Annotated in this window: 15 protein-coding genes and 2 pseudogenes; 9 read left to right on the top strand and 8 right to left on the bottom strand. The window is 66.8% G+C overall.

The genetic code is table 11. From position 1 onward, the window contains the following. The first annotated feature begins 253 nt into the window (after positions 1-253). On the top strand, positions 254-1375 hold the full coding sequence (locus H165_RS0116410; protein ID WP_017940033.1) for a Wzz/FepE/Etk N-terminal domain-containing protein: 1122 nt from the start codon (positions 254-256) through the stop codon (positions 1373-1375). Positions 1376-1569: 194 nt separating this feature from the next. On the opposite strand, the pseudogene H165_RS20010 reads toward H165_RS0116410, so the two are convergent. The 5 genes and pseudogenes from H165_RS20010 to H165_RS0116385 all read right to left on the bottom strand — a co-directional run. After that, a pseudogene (locus H165_RS20010) lies at positions 1570-1635 on the bottom strand (hypothetical protein); the annotation flags it as partial. A 487-nt stretch (positions 1636-2122) separates the two neighbouring features. Further along, entirely contained in the window at positions 2123-2410 is a 288-nt protein-coding gene (locus tag H165_RS0116400) for a DUF2845 domain-containing protein (RefSeq protein ID WP_017940032.1), read from the bottom strand. A 97-nt stretch (positions 2411-2507) separates the two neighbouring features. Beyond that, positions 2508-5447, bottom strand: a pseudogene (locus tag H165_RS18715) (DUF748 domain-containing protein). A gap of 90 nt (positions 5448-5537) precedes the next feature. Beyond that, positions 5538-6416: an oxygenase MpaB family protein gene (locus H165_RS0116390; RefSeq protein WP_017940029.1), complete on the bottom strand. Its 879-nt coding sequence runs from the start codon at positions 6414-6416 to the stop codon at positions 5538-5540. A gap of 69 nt (positions 6417-6485) precedes the next feature. Next, positions 6486-6857: a hypothetical protein gene (locus tag H165_RS0116385; RefSeq protein ID WP_017940028.1), complete on the bottom strand. Its 372-nt coding sequence runs from the start codon at positions 6855-6857 to the stop codon at positions 6486-6488. 200 nt (positions 6858-7057) lie between these two features. Here H165_RS0116385 and H165_RS0116380 point away from each other — a divergent pair, with 200 nt between their 5' ends. The 3 genes from H165_RS0116380 (at position 7058) to H165_RS0116370 (ending at position 8693) form a co-directional block, all read left to right on the top strand. Continuing rightward, positions 7058-7642 carry a DUF2846 domain-containing protein gene (locus H165_RS0116380; RefSeq protein ID WP_017940027.1) on the top strand — a complete coding sequence of 195 codons (585 nt, stop codon included), beginning with the start codon at positions 7058-7060 and terminating at the stop codon, positions 7640-7642. 155 nt (positions 7643-7797) lie between these two features. Continuing rightward, a complete protein-coding gene (locus H165_RS0116375) occupies positions 7798-8379 on the top strand; it encodes a DJ-1/PfpI family protein (protein WP_017940026.1) in 582 nt (193 codons plus the stop codon). A gap of 74 nt (positions 8380-8453) precedes the next feature. Next, a complete protein-coding gene (locus tag H165_RS0116370; RefSeq protein ID WP_017940025.1) occupies positions 8454-8693 on the top strand; it encodes a DUF2789 domain-containing protein in 240 nt (79 codons plus the stop codon). A gap of 3 nt (positions 8694-8696) precedes the next feature. On the opposite strand, the gene H165_RS0116365 is transcribed toward H165_RS0116370, so the two are convergent. Then, positions 8697-9095: a nuclear transport factor 2 family protein gene (locus H165_RS0116365; RefSeq protein ID WP_017940024.1), complete on the bottom strand. Its 399-nt coding sequence runs from the start codon at positions 9093-9095 to the stop codon at positions 8697-8699. Positions 9096-9210: 115 nt separating this feature from the next. Between H165_RS0116365 and H165_RS0116360 the strand changes: the two genes are divergently transcribed. Then, positions 9211-9801, top strand: coding sequence for a hypothetical protein (locus H165_RS0116360; RefSeq protein WP_017940023.1), 591 nt, complete (start codon positions 9211-9213; stop codon positions 9799-9801). Further along, complete coding sequence (locus H165_RS0116355; RefSeq protein WP_017940022.1) at positions 9798-10688, top strand: carbon-nitrogen hydrolase family protein; 891 nt, start codon at positions 9798-9800, stop codon at positions 10686-10688. Before H165_RS0116360 ends, H165_RS0116355 begins: the two co-directional genes overlap by 4 nt. A gap of 39 nt (positions 10689-10727) precedes the next feature. Here H165_RS0116355 and H165_RS0116350 read toward each other — a convergent pair whose 3' ends face one another. Next, positions 10728-11282 carry a cysteine hydrolase family protein gene (locus H165_RS0116350; protein ID WP_017940021.1) on the bottom strand — a complete coding sequence of 185 codons (555 nt, stop codon included), beginning with the start codon at positions 11280-11282 and terminating at the stop codon, positions 10728-10730. Positions 11283-11376: 94 nt separating this feature from the next. On the opposite strand from H165_RS0116350, the gene H165_RS0116345 reads away from it, so the two are divergent. After that, entirely contained in the window at positions 11377-12357 is a 981-nt protein-coding gene (locus H165_RS0116345) for a GlxA family transcriptional regulator (RefSeq protein ID WP_017940020.1), read from the top strand. Positions 12358-12427: 70 nt separating this feature from the next. Here H165_RS0116345 and H165_RS0116340 read toward each other — a convergent pair whose 3' ends face one another. Next, positions 12428-13951 carry a fumarate hydratase gene (locus H165_RS0116340; RefSeq protein WP_017940019.1) on the bottom strand — a complete coding sequence of 508 codons (1524 nt, stop codon included), beginning with the start codon at positions 13949-13951 and terminating at the stop codon, positions 12428-12430. Positions 13952-14161: 210 nt separating this feature from the next. On the opposite strand from H165_RS0116340, the gene H165_RS0116335 reads away from it, so the two are divergent. Together H165_RS0116335 and H165_RS0116330 are read left to right on the top strand one after the other, a co-directional pair. Then, positions 14162-15289 carry a GGDEF domain-containing protein gene (locus tag H165_RS0116335; RefSeq protein ID WP_017940018.1) on the top strand — a complete coding sequence of 376 codons (1128 nt, stop codon included), beginning with the start codon at positions 14162-14164 and terminating at the stop codon, positions 15287-15289. Then, positions 15282-16223 (top strand): iron-sulfur-binding ferredoxin reductase, encoded by a 942-nt coding sequence (locus H165_RS0116330; RefSeq protein ID WP_017940017.1) that lies wholly within the window; start codon positions 15282-15284, stop codon positions 16221-16223. Before H165_RS0116335 ends, H165_RS0116330 begins: the two co-directional genes overlap by 8 nt. Positions 16224-16225: the final 2 nt, after the last annotated feature.

The raw sequence follows: 16225 nt of genomic DNA, 5'->3' as shown, positions 1-16225 counted from the left end.
GAGGTGCGCCTGTAACACGGCGAATAGCCGCTACGGGGTACGCGTAGCGGCTAAAAGCCCTACATAAGTAGTCGATCTGAGCAGTTTTTGATCGATGGACTGCTTCAAAAAACAGCGAGGTCTGTAGTCGGCCAGAAATACGTGGCTACTTCAGACCATCCATAAAGCTGTCAGGACCTGCCATTGCTGCTATGGCACCTCATCCTATGGCTTTACCAACATCAACCTTTCAACAGGAAAAGACTGAATAAAGATGAAAGAAAACATAACCACCTATAACACTGATGATGAAATTGACATCAGGGAACTAATCATATCAATCTGGAGTGGCCGATGGTTTATTGCTGCTTTCATTCTTATCTCAGGCATATTATCCGCTGGATATATTTGGATCAGCTCAGGTCAATTTAAGGCTGAGCTTGAGATCCATTCTATACCAAGCTCCCATTTTGACAGGTATGCCGAGCTGAATCAGGAGAAGATTATCGCCGTAAGCAAGGGTGAGCTGCTGGACCGCTTTATCGAAAAGCTGGAGAAAAGCGATATTGTTTACAACGCCTTTCGTGATCAGGTCCAGGCAGACGCCAAGGAACAAGAGATAGCGGATATCCAGCTTGAAATCATCGAGCGGATGGAGAATTTCGAGATCACACGCCACCCTCAGGATAAAGAAAAAAAATCGAACATTCCTACCTACTATACCATTAATTACAAGGGCCGGGATGCTGACCAGTTCAGAGAGATGCTGGGTGGTATTCTGTCAACGGCCGATCAGGATGTCTGGTCGGATCTTAGCGAGTACCTGAAGAGAAAAGTTGAGTATTTGAAAAACAAAAGGGCATATAACCTCCAGGATCTGGAAAACAGGATAGAGAGCCTGAAAGTTCAGTATAACAAAGGTCTGGAAATACGCCTGGCCTTTTTGAAAGAGCAGTCCTCCATCGCCCATGAGCTGAATATTGAGAAAAACACCCTGAGTGGTCAGGAAGTTTCAATCGGCTCGGTCGGTCTGGCTACCATTGAACGGGACGCTCCGGAATACCTGCGGGGCTACAGGGCGATTGACAAGGAGATTGAGCTGATCAAGTCTCGTGTTGATGAAGAGTCCTATATTTCAGGTGTCCCCGATATGCGGATGAAAATCGACGAAATTCAGCGCAACAGGGATATAGAGAGGATTGAGCAGGCCATAGCCCGTTCCCCCATTGGCAACAGATCTGACTTCCTGGCCGCTGCCTACGACCTGCACCGGCTTGAAGTGGAGCCTGCCGTCAAGGCACCTCTGGTGATGGCTCTGGGCCTGATGCTTGGGCTGATGCTGGGTATAATGGCCCTGGGTATGAAAAACATTCTGGCAGCCCGCGCCCGGTCCTGATCCTGCGCCAGTTAAGGTGTTTTCTGGTGTATGGAGTAATGGGAGGAAGGCGTATCCTGTTGACCCGCTGACTGAGCTGCTGCGCAAGGCGCCTGCGGAACTGATCGCGCAGGCCGTGGAACCCGAACTTCAGGCTTTGCTGGATCCAGGGCCCACCAGAGCAGGTGCGCGGCCACCCCGCCGAGCAGGTAGAGGGCGAGGTAGCGCCAGCGGCCCAGGGCGATCTCCAGGGCGAAGCCGAACAGGAAGAGGAACAGCATGTTGCTGGCCAGGTGGACGAAGTCGCCGTGCAGGAACATGGCGGCGAACAGCCCCGGCAGGTTGAACTGCGCGGGGATGAAGCCGAAGCGGTAGATGCTGATCCGGTCGCGTGCCGCCTCGGCGCGCTGGCGGGCCTGCTGCCAGGCGGTGTCGGCCTGGTAGGCGGGCTTCCGGTGCAGGTGCTGCTCGAACTGCAGGTCGGTCAGCAGCAGGGCCGTCAGCTGCTGGCGCGGCAGGCTGGCGAGGGCCTGGCGCTGGTCGAGATCCAGGTTGCGGCGGCTGGTGAACTGTTCGAGGAACATCTGCCGCTCCCGCTCCAGCAGACCGCCGTCGAGGTAGAGGTGTACCGCCTGTTCCAGGCGCTGCCGGTCGCCGCCCTGGTAGCCGAAGTAGACCAGGACGTTGAGGAGGATCAGCAGCAGAGTGACGAGTGGGGGCTTCTTCCAGTCCAGCGGGTGCTCGGCCGGCAGGATCAGCATGGGGGGGTCAGTTGCCGCGCTTGCTGTCGATGTTCTTCAGGCGGCCGCCTTCGAAGCGCAGGAAGTAGACCATGCCGCCGCTGCGCGGGCCGTAGACCCATTCTTCCACCGACTGGTCGCCGCCGCCGCTGTAGGTGTAGCCGATGAAGCTGCGCTCACTGGGCTTGCCGCACTTGGCGATGACCTCGCTGGCTCGGTCGCCGATACTGACGATGCCCTTGTCGCAGCGCAGGGTACTGCTGGCGGTGGCCAGCGCTGGGAGCAGGACGAGGGCAAGCAGGGGCAGCGTTCTCATGGGGCATCACTGTCCAGTGAGCGTGATGGGGCTAGCCTAGCAGGTCCGCCCCGAACCCGGAATCGGGCGGACCACAGGCTCCGAAGCCCCGCCGCGGCTATTCGCTGTCCAGGTGCAGCGCGGTGGCCACGCTGCCGTCCGGCTCGGGCTCGCCGAGGCTGACGTCGGTCAGGTAGATGCGTTCGTCCGTCAGGCCGCCCTTGTCCACCAGGTAGTCTTTGATGGCCGCGGCCCGGGCCTGGGCCAGCTGGCGCAGGAGCAGCTGGCTTTCGCCCCAGGACTGCAGCACTGCTTCGCGCAGCTTGGCGCTGCGCTCGTCGCGCGACAGTTCCCGCCACTCGGCCGGCGGCTGCTGCTTCAGGCGCGCGCGGTAGATGGCCTCGAGCAGCGGACCCTGTTCGTCCTCCGGGACCTCCAGTTGGTCAGGATCGGTCGGCAGCTTGTCGCCGCGGCGCTGCAGGATCTTGTACCAGGTGCTCCGGAACTCGCGTTGCAGGCGCTGCTCGGCGAGCAGGGCGCCGTCGACCTTCTGGGCGCTCATGCCTTCCACTTCGAGGCGCAGCAGGGGACGTTCCTGAAGGGCCTTGGCCAGGGTGTCGAGGCGTGTCCGGGCGGTGCCGTCCAGGCTGCTGCTGCCGGGGGCGAAGGGGACGGTGCTGAGGTCGACGTCGCTGCCGCCGGCGACCAGTCCGGCGATGAACTTGAAGGGCGCCTGGGCGGCGCGCAGCACCAGGTTGCGCAGGGTCTGCCAGACGATCGGCATGACGCTGAACTGCGGGTCGTCGAGGTTGCCGGCCACCGGCAGCTCGATCTGGATGCGTCCCTCGGTGTCCTTGAGCAGGGCTACCGCCAGACGGATCGGCAGATCCACGGCGTCCGGGCTGTCGACCCGCTCGCCCAGCTGCAGCCGCTCGACCACCACCTTGTTCTCCGCCTTGAGCTGCTTCTTCTCGATCTGGTAGTGCAGGTCGAGGTTGAGGCGGCCGCGGCGGATGCGGTAGCCGGCGAACTTGCCGGAGTAGGGGGTGAGGGTGGTCAGCTCGACGTTCTTGAAGCTGGTGGCCAGGTCGAGCTTGTCCAGCGGGTCGAAGGGGTTGAGTTTGCCGAGGATGCTCACCGGCGCGTAGCGGTCCACCCGGCCGCGGATCTCCACCTTGGCGGCCTGCGGCTTGCGGTTGTCCAGGGTGCCGATACTGCCGTTGAGCTGCTCGATGGCGGTGGCGAAGCTGGGCCGCAGGCTGAAGTCGGCGAAGTTGGCCGAGCCGTCGTGGAGACTGATGCCGCCGATGCGGATGGCCAGCGGTTCGCCGGCCGGCTGGCTGGCGGCCGGCGGGGGGGCTGGCTGGGGAACCAGCAGCTCGTTGAGGTTGGTGGTCTGGTTCTCGTTGATGATCACCCGGGCATAGGGCTGCTGGAAGCTGATCTTGGCGATCTCCAGGCTTTTCTAGTGTTGGTAGGCGAGGCCCTCCAGGCTGAGCTTCTGCCATTTGACGAAGTCGCGCTCGCGCAAGGTGTCCAGGGTGTGCAGTTGGTTCACCTCGGCGCGGCCGCGCACGCTGAAGGCCAGAGGCTCGGTGCCGGTCAGGTCGACGTCGAGGTCGCTGCCGAGCATGCCGCTGCGCAGTTCGAGGCGGATGAAGGGGCTGATGTAGGCCTGCGCGACGCGCAGGTCGAGGTCGCGGGTGGCGACCTTCAGGCGGGCCTTGACCGGCTCCAGGTTCACCTCGCCCTGGGCGCTGAGCTTGCCCTGCTTGCCGATCCCGGTATCCAGCTTGAGGCTGAAGGGCGAGCGGTTGAGGCTGTCGAAGTTGCTCAGATCGAGGTTCAGCGGGCCGACCTCCAAGGTCACCGGCTGCTGTGGCTGGCGGTCGGCGAGGTGGATGCGGTAGCCGCGCAGCTGGGTGTCGACCAGCAGCACCTGCCAGGGTTTGGCGGCCTCCTGGGACGCTTGGGGCGCGCCGGCGTCGGCCGGTTCGGCGGGCTCTTCGGCCGCTGCCGCGGGCTGCTCGGGGTTCTCGGGCTGCCTGCCGGGCTGGCTGGCGAACAGCTTCTGCCAGTCGAGCTGGCCGTCCTTCTCACGGGCCGCCCAGGTTTCCAGGTTCTGGCTACGGATCTTGCCGACCACCACTTCCTGCTTCGCCAGGTCGAAGCGGGTCTCGCTGACCTCCAGGCGCTCCAGGTTGACCAGCGGCCGGCCGTCCGGCGCCTTGATGGCGAAGGGTGCGATTTCCACGCGGGTCTGGTCGAGCTGCAGCTCGGTGCCGCTGGCGAGGTTCAGCCGGTAGTCGGTGGCCAGGCTCAGCTTGCCCTGCTCCAGTACCAGGGGCAGGGCATCGCGCACGTAGGGCCAGAAGGCACGCATGTCGCCGTCGCTGATCTGCAGGTGGCCGCTGGAGGCGAGCGGGCTCAGGCTGAGCTCGCCGGTCCAGTCGATCTGCCCACCATGGGGGCCCTTGGCCACCAGGGTCATGGCCGACTGGTCGTCCGGCAGGGTGCTGAGGTTCTTCAGCTCCAGGTTGAGCGAGTCGTAGAGGAACTCCACCGGCTCGCTGGGGCGCAGGTCCTGGAAGTGCAGGCCGCCCTCAATCAGCGCGATCCGGTCGATGCGCAGTGCCAGGGGCTTGCCGGGCGGCTCGTCCTCCGCCTGGGGTTCGTCGGGCGGCAGCGCGAACAGCTGGGTCAGGTTGAGGGTGCCGTCCTCGGCGAACCGCACCTCGGTGTGGGATTTCTCCAGTTCCACCGCCGCCAGGTGTAGCACGCCGCTCCACAGGCTGTCCGCCTGCAGGTTGGCGTAGAGCCGCGCGAAGCCGGCCTGGGGCTGTTCGCCGTCGCCGATGCGCAGGCCCCAGAGGGTCAGTTCCAGGCTGAAGGGGTTGAGTTCCAGGCGTTCCAGGCTGGCCGGTACCTTGGCGTATTTGGCCAGCTGCTGGTTGATGACGTGTAGGGCGATCCCCGGAAGGATCAGGAAGCCCAGCAGGCTGTAGAGTCCCAGGGCGATCAGTAGCGCGCCTGCGGCGCGTTTCAGTCCTTTGTACATGGCTCGGCGTCGGTTTCCTTGCTGGGGAACGGCTAGGAGTATGGCACGGCAATCCGCGCGACGGGACTAGCGGCTTGCCGACCGGATGGCTCAGTGCAGCGGCGGTAGGCCCATGCGCCGCCGCGCACGGTGCAGCGAGCCGTTGCGCACCGCCCAGCGCAGCAGGGGCACGCTGCCGTGCACGCCGCCGCGGATCAGCCGGCGCTTGAGCGGCGACTGACGCAGCTCGAGCATGGTGGCGGCCCAGTCCGGCAGCAGGTCGATGCCGGCCTGCATCATCAGCGCCGCATAGGGACGGGCGAATGGGCTGGGCGCCGGGGCAGAGAGGAGGATGCGAACCACCTCGCGGGTGCGCTCGTCGCAGACCAGCTGCGGGCGCATGGCCTGCAGGTAGTCAGCCACCGCGCGGCGCGAGCGCGGCACCTCGCGGGCGCCGAGACGCTCGGCGACCAGTGCGATCTCGGCGTAGTAGCGGTCCTGCTCGTGACCCGGGAAGTCGGGGTTGCGATAGCGCAGGTAGGACTTGAGGAAGCAGCTGACCTCCGCCACGTGTACCCAGGTCAGCAGGTCCGGATCGTTGGCGGCGTAGGGGCGGCCGTCCGGCAGGCTGCCGACCACCCCGGCGTGGATGCGCCGCACACGCTCGATCAGCCGCTCGGCATCGGCGCGCGCGCCGTAGGTGGTGCCGGAGATGAACTGGGCGGTGCGGCGCAGGCGGCCGAGCATGTCCTGGCGGAAGTTGGAGTGGTCCCAGACTCCGCCCAGGGCCAGGGGATGAAGCATCTGCAGGAGCAGCGCACTGATGCCGCCGATCAGCATGCTGCTGAAGTCGCCGTGTACCTGCCAGCAGGCCGATTCCGGACCGAACAGGCCGGGGTCGCCAGGCGGGGACTCGAAGTCGATGCCGCCGAGGGACAGGCCGGTGAGGCTGAGGACCTGGGCTTCGATGTGCTGGCGAAGGCTTTCCATGGGCATTCGGTGACGGACGAGGGATGGTGCAAAGCTACCGGGTTGCCCCGGGCTGGACAATCCAGGCGGTCAGCGCAGTCCGCTCCAGCGACGGATCCCCAGGCTGGCCAGCAGGCCCGCCAGGCCACCCAGGCAGGTGGCGATCAGTGGCAGGTGGCTGGGCTGGTAGGCGCCTCGCGCGCCGTAACTCTCTGGATAGAAGGCCGGTTCGAGGAGGACCGAAGCGACGAGGGCTCCCGCGGTCAGGGCCACCAGAGCGCTCGCCAGCCGATGGCGGGGCGCGGCTAGGTAGGCCACTAGTACCACGGCGAAGGCGGCGCTGAAGCCGGCAGCGGGCAGGTGCCAGAAGCCGGCCAGACTGCTCGCCATGCTGCCGGAGAGACCGGCCAGCACGCAGGCGCCCAGCACGGCCAGCGGGGTGAGCAGCCATTGCAGAAGCATCGGTTCCTCCTTGCAAACGCCGAATGGGCGAGGTTCGAAAGTGCTGAGGATAATAGTCTGGCCGCCTCCTGCGGGACCGCCGGGCGGTTCACTCTTTAACCGCTTGTGTCACCGTCCGGTGTTGAGACCGCACTTTTGTCGGGGGGGCGTGCCGCACCGGTCCGACTATGCTCGACTTCTCACCCTGCCTAGGAGTCGCCATGCGCCGTCATCTGCCGTTCGCCGTTCTCTTGCTGACCTTCCTGGCCGGCTGCTCGACGCCCGGCGGCTTCTTCGGCAGCCTCGACGGCCCGGTCTTCCAGGCCCATGCCCGCAGCGACGCCGGGCATGCGCTGGTCTATGTCTACCGGCCGCAGAGCCGCTGGGCCGACCAGGAACTGGAGGCCCCCGGTCTGTTCCTCGACGGCCGCCTGGTCGGCGCCCTGCCGAGCAACGGCTATCTGGCCCTCGAGCTGGACGGCGCCAGCTACCACGTGGAGATGCGTCGGCCATTGCTCGGCAGCTACTGGACCCTGTTCGCCGACGGACTCTTCGACTTCACCAGAATCACCGCGTTCACTCTGGAGACCGAGGCTGGCGGCACCTATTACCTGCGCTACGACGAGCTCAACCCGCCGCCGCAGAATGGTCAGCCGTCCATCGCCGAGGGGCCACTGCAGTTGGTTTCGGCGCAACTGGGCGAGCGTGAGATCGCCGCGACCCGCCAGGTCCGGCCGCCGCAGCACCTGCCCCCCAGCCGGCCGAAAGCGGAGCAGCCGAGCTTCTGGTCGCGGCTGTTCGACTAGTCGCGTAGTCGCGCCTTGGCCGGCCGGCTCCTGCCGCCCGTCGCCGATTCCTGCCCCCGCCATCGACAGAACGCGCTAGGATCGAAGAATGCCCGCGCCCGGGCGACGCTCGTCGTCTAGGCGCCTTCCGTTCCGAGCAAACCAGGAGACTCCCGATGGCTGCGAAAAAGATCCTCATGCTGGTCGGCGACTACGTCGAAGACTACGAGGTCATGGTGCCCTTCCAGGCCCTGCAGATGGTGGGCCACACCGTGCACGCGGTGTGTCCCGGCAAGCGGGCAGGGCAAACCGTACGCACTGCGATCCACGATTTCGAAGGCGACCAGACCTACAGCGAGAAGCCAGGGCACAACTTCGCGGTGAACTTCGACTTCGACAAGGTCGAGGCCGACGCCTACGACGCCCTGGTGGTGCCCGGCGGTCGCGCCCCCGAATACCTGCGCCTGAACGATCAGGTGATTCAGCTGGTGAAGGCCTTCGACTCAGCCCGCAAGCCGATCGCCGCCATCTGCCACGGTGCCCAGCTACTGGCTGCCGCCGGCATCCTCAAAGGCCGCGAGTGCAGCGCCTACCCGGCCTGCGCGCCGGAAGTGCGCCTGGCTGGCGGCGAATACGTGGAGCTGGAGGTCAGCGGCGTTCACGTCGAGGGCAATCTGGTCACCGCCCCGGCCTGGCCGGCCCATCCCGCCTGGCTGGCTGCCTTCCTCGCCGTGCTGGGGACCCGGATCAGTCACTGAGCAGGCAGTGGAGAGAACTGGCGGCTAGTCTTCCTTGGCAGAAACCAGCCACCCCTTTCCGGAGGATGCAAGCCATGGACACCGTGCCGCACAACTTGGCGACCCTGTTCGCCCAACTGGGACTGCCGGACGACCGGACCAGCATTGACCATTTCATCGCCAGCCACCGGCTGGAGCCTGGCCAGGCGCTGGCGGATGCGCCGTTCTGGAACGAGGCACAGGCCGAGTTCCTGCGCGAGGCGCTGCAGGAGGATTCGGACTGGGCGGAGGAGGTCGACGAGTTGGCCGTGCTGCTCAGCCCACGGGAGGCCTGAACCTCAGCTGACCTGGGCGATCCAGTCGTTGAGGTTGTAGTAGTTGCTGATGCGCGCCACCTTGCCGTCGCGCAGCTCGAAGAAGGCGCCGGCCGGCAGCACGTAGGTCTGGCCCTGGGCCGGCGGCAGGCCCTCGTCGTCCGCCAGGTATTGGCCATGTACGGTGAACTCGGCGGCGGCGCGGCTGCCGTCGGCGTTCTGCATGATGACGATGTCCTCCAGACGCTCGCGGTAGCAGCGGTTCATCTTCTCCATGAAGGCTGCGAAGGCGGCCTTGCCGACTTGGCGTTCGCCCTGGTTGATGTCGTGCACCACGTCATCGGTCAGCAGGTCGAGGAAGGACGACATGTCCCCGGCGTTGAAGGCTGCATAGTAGGCCTGCACCAGTTCGGTGGCGTTCATGGGAATACTCCTGTCGTTATGGGCTTAGAAGCGCAAAGGGTGCGTATGATAAGGTCAAGGCTCCTGGCCGGCATGTCTGTCGGCGTCATCCTGCTGCTGCCCAACGACTCCATCCATGGATATCCGACTGCTCCGGGGGGCCGAGATCGTCCCCCATATCGCTGACCTGGCGCGTCTGCGCATCACTGTATTCCGTGAGTTCCCCTATCTGTACGACGGCGACTTCGAGTACGAGGCTCGCTATCTGGATACCTACGCGCGCTCGGCGGACAGCCTCTGCGTGCTGGTGCTGGACGAGGCCAGGGTGGTCGGCGCCTCCACCGCCCTGCCGCTGGCCGACGAGACCGTGGAGTTCCAACGGCCCTTCGTCGCCGCCGGCTGGGAGGTGGCGAAGATCTTCTACTTCGGCGAGTCGCTGCTGCTCCCGGCGTACCGCGGTCTGGGCCTGGGGGTGCGCTTCTTCGCCGAGCGCGAGGCCCATGCCCGCGCCCTGGGGCGCTTCAGCCATTGCGCCTTCTGCGCCGTGCAGCGCCCCGCCGACCACCCGCGGCGGCCGGCGGACTACCAGCCGCTCAATGATTTCTGGGCGCGCCGCGGCTATCGCCACCACCCCGAACTGCACACCGAATACCACTGGCGCGACCTGGACGAGCAGGAAGAGTCGGCCAAGCCCATGTCGTTCTGGCTGAAGGAGATCGCCGCGTGATCAGCCTGGCCGCCTGTCAATACCACATCGATCTGCTGACCAGTTGGGAGGCCTATGCCGCGCACCTCAGCGCGCTTTGCGAGGAGGCTGCCGGGCAGGGCGCCCGTCTGCTGCTCCTCCCGGAATATGCCGGGCTGGTGCTCAGCGGCCAGCTGCCGGAAGAGCAGCGTGGCGACCTGCAGGCCTCCATCGCCGGCATCCAGCCGCTGTTGCCACGCTGGCTGGAGCTCTGCGAGGGCCTGGCGCAGCGCCTGAATGTTTACCTGCAGCCCGGTTCCCTGCCGGTGCTCGACGCTGACGGCCGCTACCGCAACCGCGCCTGGCTGTTCGGCCCGGAAGGCAACCTGGGCAGCCAGGACAAGCTGATCATGACCCGCTTCGAGCTGGAGCAGTGGGACATCGCCGCCGGCCAGGGGCTGCGGGTGTTCGATACCGAGCTGGGGCGCCTGGGCATCCTGATCTGCTACGACAACGAATTTCCCCTGCTGGCTCGCCGGTTGGCCGAGGCCGGGGTGGATCTGATCCTCGCGCCGAGTTGCACCGACACCGAGGCGGGCTTCCACCGAGTGCGCGTTGGCGCCCAGGCCCGTGCCCTGGAGAACCAGATCGCCGTGCTGCAGGCGCCCACCGTGGGGCTGGCGCCCTGGTCGCCGGCGCTGGACGAGAACATCGGCCGCGCCGCCCTCTACGTGCCGCCGGATCGCGGCATGCCGAGCAGCGGGGTGATCGCCGAGAGCGCGGAGCTCTGCCCGAGCGAGAGCCGCTGGCTGTACGCCGAGCTGGATCTGGCCGAGGTGCGCCGGGTGCGCGAGCAGGGCCAGGTGTTCACCCGCCGCGACTGGCCGCTGCAGTTCGACGAGGCGCGGCTGGCGCTGCGCCAGAGCTGACTGCCGGAGCCGTCCTGTGGCGGCCCCGGCGGCTGCAGGTCAGGCCTGAGCGGCCAGATACTCCTCGGTGGACACCACCTGGGCATAGGCAAAGGCCAGGGCAGCCATGTAGGCGGCGTGTACCTGCTCGGCGGGAATCCGCCGGCCGAGGAACTCCTGGCCGCGGGTCGCGCAGGCGTCGTGGATCACCGTGGTGGCATAGCCGAAGTCGGCGCTGGCGCGGGCCGCGGCGTCGATGCACATGTGGCTCATGGCGCCGACCAGGGTGATCTGCTCGATGCCTTCGGCCTCCAGCAGAGCCTTTAGCTCGGTGTCGCGGAAGGCGTTGACCCGGTGCTTGAGCACCACCGCTTCGCCGGCCTGCGGTTGCACGCTGGGGTGGATCTGCGCGCCGGCCGAGTTCGGGGTGAAGAAGGGCGCCTCGGCGCTCTCGAACTCGTGGCGAACGTGGATCACCTTGTCGCCCGCCGCGCGGGCCGCGGCGAGGATCTTCGCGGCGTTGGCGGCGGCCGCGTCCATGCCGTGCAGCGGCCACTTGCCGGTGCCGAAGTAGTCGTTCTGGATGTCGATGAGAATCAGGGCGCGTTTGCTCATGCTGGCCTCCATGGGATGATGTGCCGTGAACCTTAGCGTCCCGCCCGCCGTGGCGGGATGGTCTTGTCCGACAATTTCCGGGGGAAAACTGACAATGAGCCAGAGCTGCCTGGAAATCGGCTTGCTGCTGTACCCCGGTGCCCAGCTGGCGGCGGTCCATGGCCTGGGCGATCTGTTCGCGGTGGCCAACCGCATGTCTGCCGGTCGCGGCGGCCTGCCGGTGCTGCGCGTCAGCCACTGGCAGGCCGATGCGCAGGGCGAGGTCTGTCGCTGCCACGATAGCCATCCCGGGCAGGGCGGCGAGCACCCCCAAGTGTTGATCCTGCCGCCCTGCCTGGACGTGGCCGCCCGACAGCCGCTGCCGGAGGCCTACCGACGCTGGCTGGCGCAGCGCCGAGCCACGGGGGCGACTCTGGCCTCGGTGTGCGCCGGGGCCTTTCCGCTGGCCGAGGCCGGCCTGCTGGACGGCCGCCAGGTGACCACCCACTGGGCGCTGGCCGGTGAGCTGGCCGAGCGCTATCCGCAGGTGCGGGTGCTGCCCGAGCGCATGGTGGTGGAGGATGGCGACCTGATCACCGCCGGTGGGCTGATGGCCTGGGTGGATCTCGGCCTGGCCCTGGTGGCCCGTCTGATTGGGCCGACCATCGCCGCGGAGACCGCGCGCTTCCTGGTGGTGGATCTGAACCGCGAGTCGCAGCTGCACTTCAGCAGCTTCGCGCCCAGCTTCGACCACGGCGATGCCGCGGTGCTCGCCGTGCAGCAGTGGCTGCAGGGTCCGGCTCTGGCCGAGGCCAGTCTGGCCGGCATGGCGGCGCGCGCCGGCCTGGGCGAACGCACTTTCCTGCGTCGCTTCCGTGCCGCCACCGGGATGAAGCCCACCGAGTACTGCCAGCAGCTGCGGGTGGCCAGGGCCCGCGAGCTGCTGGAGTTCACCCGGCAGAGCATCGACGAGATCGCCTGGCAGGTCGGCTACCGGGACAGCGGTGCCTTCCGCAAGCTGTTCACCCGGCTGGTCGGTCTGTCTCCGGGGGATTACCGGCGGCGCTTCGGTAGCGCGGCGCGCCGGGAAGGCTAGGCAAGCCTTTCCGGGGACAGAAACGCGAAAGCCCGGCGCTGAGCCGGGCTTTCGTTTGCTTTCAGGCGGATTACTTGACTTCCACCGCCAGGCTTTCGGCGATCTTCTTCTGCCAGATCGCCGGGCCGGTGATGTGCACCGACTCGCCCTTGGTGTCCACCGCCACGGTCACCGGCATGTCCTTCACCTCGAACTCGTAGATGGCCTCCATGCCCAGCTCCTCGAAGGCCAGTACGCGGGACTTCTTGATCGCCTGGGCGACCAGATAGGCAGCGCCGCCGACGGCCATCAGGTACACCGCCTTGTTGTCCTTGATCGCCTCGATGGCCACCGGGCCGCGCTCGGACTTGCCGATCATGCCTAGCAGGCCGGTCTGCTCGAGGATCTGGCGGGTGAACTTGTCCATGCGAGTGGCGGTGGTGGGACCGGCCGGGCCGACCACCTCGTCGCGCACCGGATCGACCGGGCCGACGTAGTAGATGAAGCGACCCTTCAGGTCCACCGGCAGCGGCTCGCCGCGGTTGAGCATGTCCACCATGCGCTTGTGGGCGGCGTCGCGGCCGGTGAGCATCTTGCCGTTGAGCAGCAGGGTCTCGCCCGGCTTCCAGCTCTGCACCTCTTCCGGGGTGATCTTGTCGAGGTCGACGCGGCGCGCCGAGGGGCCGGCTTCCCAGACGATCTCCGGGTAGGCGTCCAGCGGCGGCGGGGTCAGCGCGGCCGGGCCGGAGCCGTCGAGCACGAAGTGCGCGTGACGGGTCGCGGCGCAGTTCGGGATCATGCACACCGGCAGGCTGGCGGCGTGGGTCGGGTAGTCCTTGATCTTGACGTCCAGCACGGTGGTCAGACCGCCCAGGCCCTGGGCACCGATGCCCAGCTGGTTGACCTTCTCGAAGATCTCCAGGCGCAGTTCCTCGATGCGGTTCTGCGGGCCACGGGCCTTCAGCTCGTGGATGTCGATCTCGTCCATCAGCGATTCCTTGGCGAGCACCGCAGCCTTCTCGGCGGTACCGCCAATGCCGATGCCGAGCATGCCCGGCGGGCACCAGCCGGCGCCCATGGTCGGCACGGTCTTGATCACCCAGTCGACGATGGAGTCGGACGGGTTGAGCATGACCATCTTCGACTTGTTCTCGGAGCCGCCGCCCTTGGCTGCGACGTCGACCTCGACCTTGTCGCCGGGGACGATGGAGTAGTGGATCACCGCCGGGGTGTTGTCCTTGGTGTTCTTACGCGCACCGGCCGGGTCGGCCAGGATGGAGGCGCGCAGGACGTTCTCCGGCAGGTTGTAGGCGCGACGCACGCCTTCGTTGATCATGTCGTCCAGGCTCATGGTGGCGCCGTCCCAGCGCACGTCCATGCCGACCTTGACGAACACGGTGACGATACCGGTGTCCTGGCAGATCGGGCGGTGGCCGGTGGCGCACATGCGCGAGTTGATCAGGATCTGCGCCATGGCATCGCGCGCGGCCGGCGACTCCTCGCGCAGGTATGCCTCGTGCATGGCCTGGATGAAGTCGACGGGGTGGTAGTAGGAAATGAACTGCAGGGCGTCGGCGACGCTCTGAATCAGGTCTTCCTGTTTGATCACGGTCATGGCGCGCTCCTCTGTAAAGCGGGAACCGGGCGCCGGGTCGGAAGCCGACGCTCTAATCGCGGTAAAAAAGGCGCGGCAGTATACCTCGCCAGGCCGATTGCGGCACAGCAGCCGACGGTCGACCTTGGTCGGTGATCGGCCATGTCGGCCTAGGTTTTTTTTCTGCGGGACGGTACATTGGTGTCGTCATGCCATCACGGGATGGAGCCCATGAACTCAGGCAGCTTCCAAGTCGAACGGCCAGCCTTGCAGCGGTTGCTGGTGAGGCGTTTCGGCATGGCCGTGGCGACCTATGGCCTGGCTCTCCTGCTGTTCTGGCTGGCTGCCTCTTTCGGCCTGTTGCGCGACAGTCTGGGCATCGCCGTGCTGTTCAGCGCCCTGGTGGTGGCCAGTCAGCTGGTCTTCCTCGCCCTGTTCGCCAGTGGCCTTAACCGCAGGTTCAAGGACCCTAGCCTGACCGAGCCGCAGGTGCTGACTGCGCTGTTCTGGCACACCTGCCTGCTGGCGTTGCTGGAGAACGGCCGCGGCCCGCTGCTGGTGCTCTACGCGGTGATCCTGATGTTCGGGATTTTCCAGCTGCCGCCGCGGGTGTTCATCCGTTGCTCCATCCTCGCCTTCGCCGGCTTCCTCGGCCTGGTGCTCTGGGAGCTGGGCGTCGGGCGGCTGGCCGATCCGCCGCTGGCCCTGCTGGAGGTCTGCGTGCTGCTGCTGGTGCTGGTCTGGCTGAGCCTGTTTTCCTCCTACGTGCAGAGCCTGCGCCAGCGCATGCGTAAGCGGCGCTTCGCCCTGCAGGCGCACCAGGACACCCTGCGCAACATGATGCGCCAGCTCGAGGACCTGGTAGCCACCGACGAACTGACCGGGCTGTTCAACCGCCGGCATTTCCTGCGCCTCGCCGAGCGTGCCCTGGAGGAACTGGACGCGGGCCGGCAGCACGGGCTGGCGCTGATCGACCTGGACCACTTCAAGCAGATCAACGACCACCACGGCCATGCCGGCGGCGATCGCGTGCTGCAAACTTTCGCTGCGGTGGCGCGGGCCTGCCTGCGCGACGGCGACATCCTGGCCCGCTACGGCGGCGAGGAATTCGTCCTGCTGCTCCCGGATGCCGATGCCGACCGGGTGGCCTCTTGCTGCGAGCGGCTGCGCGAGGCCTTCGCCAGTGCCGAGCCGGTGGGCGTGGCAGTGGAGCGCCTCAGCCTGTCGGTGGGCATGACCCTGCTTCGCGCTGGCGACCAGCTCGACGAAGCCCTGCACCGCGCCGATCAGGCGCTCTACCGGGCCAAGCGCAACGGCCGCAACCGCTGCGACGCGGCCTGGGAAAAGTGCGATGCCTGACCTTGCCGCCGGTGGCCGCCGCTGGAGCGTGCCCGCCGGTGCCAACCTGCTCGACAGCCTGAATGCCGCTGGTGTGGTGGTGCCCTACAGCTGCCGTGCCGGCAGTTGCCATGCCTGCCTGGTGCGCTGCGTCGCCGGCGAGCCGCAAGATGCCCGCCCCGAGGCACTGGCGGCCGAGCGCCGGGCCGATGGCTGGCGGCTGGCCTGCCAGTGCCGGGTGGTCGGCGATCTCGAGGTGGAGGTCTTCGACCCGCAACGCGATGGCCTGTCGGCGCGGGTTGCCGAGCTGGACTGGCCGAGCCCCACGGTGCTGCGCCTGCGCCTGACGCCAGAGCGGCCGCTGCGTTATCGTGCTGGCCAGCACCTGGTGCTGTGGAGCGTGGAGGGCGTGGCGCGACCCTATTCGCTGGCCAGCCTGCCCGGCGAAGACCCCTGGCTGGAGTTCCACCTCGACTGCCGGGCACCGGGTGCCTTCTGCGATGCGGCGCGTCGGCTCGGACCGGGCGATGCCCTGCGCCTCGGCGAGCTGCGCGGCGGCGCGCTGCACTACGACCTGGACTGGCAGGCGCAGCCGCTCTGGCTGCTGGCCGCCGGCACCGGCCTGGCGCCGCTCTGGGGCGTGCTGCGCGAGGCGCTGCGCCAGGGCCACCAGGGGGAGGTCCGTCTGCTGCACCTGGCCCGCGAGCCGGCCGAGCACTATCTGGCCGGGCCCCTGGGCGAGCTGCAGGCTCGCCACCCCAACCTGCGAGTGCAGCTGGCCAGCGCGGCCGAGTTGCCGGCTGCTTTGGCCGAACTGCGCCTTGTTTCGCGGCAGACCCGCGCCTTAGTCTGCGGCCACCCCGGCAGCGTCGAAAGTTTCGTCCGCCACCTCTACCTGGCCGGGCTGCCGCGCAACCGGGTGTTCGCCGACAGCTTCCTGACCCGCAGCATCTGAGC

The sequence above is a fragment of the Pseudomonas thermotolerans DSM 14292 genome (assembly GCF_000364625.1).
In the GTDB taxonomy this organism is placed as follows: Bacteria; Pseudomonadota; Gammaproteobacteria; order Pseudomonadales; family Pseudomonadaceae; genus Aquipseudomonas; species Aquipseudomonas thermotolerans.
Note: the sequence above shows the minus strand (reverse complement) of the source record. Positions and strands in the feature narration are given on the sequence as shown.